This is a genomic window from Oceanibaculum nanhaiense (assembly GCF_002148795.1).
GTDB lineage: Bacteria > Pseudomonadota > Alphaproteobacteria > Oceanibaculales > Oceanibaculaceae > Oceanibaculum > Oceanibaculum nanhaiense.
This window is the reverse complement of the sequence record NZ_MPOB01000022.1, coordinates 2,501-5,499: the sequence shown is the minus strand read 5'-3', so window position 1 is coordinate 5,499 and position 2,999 is coordinate 2,501. Positions and strand designations below refer to the sequence as shown.

The following is a 2,999-nucleotide window of genomic DNA, read 5'->3' as shown; positions in this document are numbered from 1 at the left end:
GTATTGGGCCGGGATCGGCATGTTCCTGTACGGAAGCGTGCTTGGAAGATCTGGCAGCGACCTACTCTCCCGCGTCTTAAGACGAAGTACCATCGGCGCTAGGGGTTTTCACGGCCGAGTTCGGGATGGGATCGGGTGTTTGCCCCCTGCCATAACCACCAGATCGTCAAAGCACGCCCCCCTACGCTTAGTCTCATTCGAAGCGTAGCGGAACTCACCTGTCATCTGCGGCCTGCAGCGGCCTGTCGTTGTTCTCGTGATGTCTTGTCTTTCCTGACCTGTACCGGCAGGGCAATCCCTGGCTTTTCGCCGGGCGTTGCCGCTGCGTGTGGTGGGCTGATCAAGCCTATCGAGCGATTAGTACCAGTCAGCTGAACGTGTTACCACGCTTACACCCCTGGCCTATCGACGTGATGGTCTATCACGGCTCTCAAGCGAGACCTGGTTTTGAGGGGGGTTTCCCGCTTAGATGCTTTCAGCGGTTATCCCGTCCGTACATAGCTACCCTGCGGTGCCGCTGGCGCGACAACAGGTACACCAGAGGTACGTCCATCCCGGTCCTCTCGTACTAGGGACAGATCCTCTCAAGTCTCGAACACCCACGGCAGATAGGGACCGAACTGTCTCACGACGTTCTAAACCCAGCTCACGTACCACTTTAATCGGCGAACAGCCGAACCCTTGGGACCTGCTCCAGCCCCAGGATGTGATGAGCCGACATCGAGGTGCCAAACAACCCCGTCGATATGGACTCTTGGGGGTTATCAGCCTGTTATCCCCGGCGTACCTTTTATCCGTTGAGCGATGGCCCGTCCACGTGGGACCACCGGATCACTATGACCGACTTTCGTCTCTGTTCGGCATGTCTGCCTCACAGTCAGGCGGGCTTATGCCATTGCACTCGTCAGCTGATGTCCGACCAGCCTGAGCCCACCATCGCGCGCCTCCGTTACTCTTTGGGAGGCGACCGCCCCAGTCAAACTACCCGCCATGCAGGGTCCCGGACCCGGATAACGGGCCGCGGTTAGATATCAGAAGACAGAAGGGCGGTATTTCAAGGGTGCCTCCACGCAAGCTAGCGCCTACGCTTCAAAGGCTCCCGCCTATCCTACACATCCAACTCCTGATACCACTGCAAAGCTGTAGTAAAGGTGCACGGGGTCTTTCCGTCTGACCGCGGGAACTCCGCATCTTCACGGAGAGTTCAATTTCGCTGAGTTGATGTTGGAGACAGCGGGGAAGTCGTTACGCCATTCGTGCAGGTCGGAACTTACCCGACAAGGAATTTCGCTACCTTAGGACCGTTATAGTTACGGCCGCCGTTTACCGGGGCTTCAATTCGGAGCTTGCACCCCTCCTTTTAACCTTCCGGCACCGGGCAGGCGTCAGACCCTATACGTCGCCTTGCGGCTTCGCAGAGCCCTGTGTTTTTAGTAAACAGTCGCCACCCCCTGGTCTGTGCCACCACCCACTGGTTGCCCAATGGGAGGTCCCTCTTATCCCGAAGTTACGAGGGTAATTTGCCGAGTTCCTTCAACATCATTCTCTCAAGCGCCTTGGTATACTCTACCTGCCCACCTGTGTCGGTTTCGGGTACGGTCTATATGCTAGGGCTATTTCCTGGAAGTCCTACGCTGCACCCCCAATCCGATAAGGAGATACAACTACCGGCCTTCGTCACCTCTAGCAGGCTGGGGAATATTAACCCCATTCCCATCGACTACGGCTGTCGCCCTCGTCTTAGGAGCCGGCTCACCCTGCGCGGATTAACCTTGCGCAGGAACCCTTGGGCTTTCGGCGAGAGTGTTTCTCACACTCTTTGTCGCTACTCATGTCAGCATTCTCACTTCCGATACCTCCAGGAGGGGTCACCCCTCTCCCTTCGCAGGCCTACGGAACGCTCCGCTACCGATACCCTTGCGGATATCCCACATCTTCGGTGCATGGCTTGAGCCCCGATACATTTTCGGCGCAGGACGGCTTATCTAGACCAGTGAGCTATTACGCTTTCTTTAAAGGATGGCTGCTTCTAAGCCAACCTCCTGGCTGTCTTGGCCTTCCCACATCCTTTCCCACTTAGCCATGACTTGGGGACCTTAGATGGTGGTCTGGGTTGTTTCCCTCTTGACGACGGACGTTAGCACCCGCCGTCTGTCTGCCGTGCTGTACTCACCGGTATTCGGAGTTTGGTTAGGTTTGGTAAGGCTCGCGCCCCCCTAGCCCATCCAGTGCTCTACCCCCGGCGGTAATCGCTACGACGCGCTACCTAAATAGCTTTCGCGGAGAACCAGCTATTTCCGAGTTTGATTGGCCTTTCACCCCTAACCACAGGTCATCCCCGTCTTTTTCAACAGACGTGGGTTCGGCCCTCCAGAGCGTGTTACCGCACCTTCAGCCTGCCCATGGCTAGATCACTCGGTTTCGGGTCTAATCCGTGCAACTCAATCGCCCTATTCAGACTCGCTTTCGCTACGCCTACACCTAACGGCTTAAGCTTGCTGCACAGACTAACTCGCTGACCCATTATACAAAAGGTACGCGGTCACCCCTTATAGAGGCTCCCACTGCTTGTAGGCATCCGGTTTCAGGTCTATTTCACTCCCCTCATCGGGGTGCTTTTCACCTTTCCCTCACGGTACTGGTACACTATCGGTCACCAAGGAATACTTAGGCTTGGAGGGTGGTCCCCCCACGTTCAGACAGGATTTCACGTGTCCCGCCCTACTCGAGGACCTAAAAGAGCTCTTACCCGTACGGGGCTATCACCCGCTACGGCCCGACTTTCCAGACGGTTCCGGTTCGCTCAATTAGGCCACTGGCCTGGTCCGCGTTCGCTCGCCACTACTAGCGGAGTCTCGGTTGATTTCCTTTCCTCCAGCTACTGAGATGTTTCAGTTCGCCGGGTTTGCTTCCCATGCCTATGGATTCAGCATGGGATGACCCAAAGGGCCGGGTTTCCCCATTCGGACATCCGCGGATCAAAGGGTGCTCGCCCCTCC

Annotated in this window: 2 rRNA genes (1 of these 2 cut by a window edge); both read right to left on the bottom strand. The window is 56.7% G+C overall.

Annotation, left to right across the window (positions count from 1 at the left end):
- Positions 1 to 48: 48 nt before the first annotated feature.
- Positions 49 to 163 (bottom strand): 5S ribosomal RNA (gene rrf / locus BKM74_RS18275).
- Positions 164 to 336: 173 nt separating this feature from the next.
- A 23S ribosomal RNA gene (locus BKM74_RS18270) occupies positions 337 to 2,999 on the bottom strand (it continues 81 nt past the right edge of the window).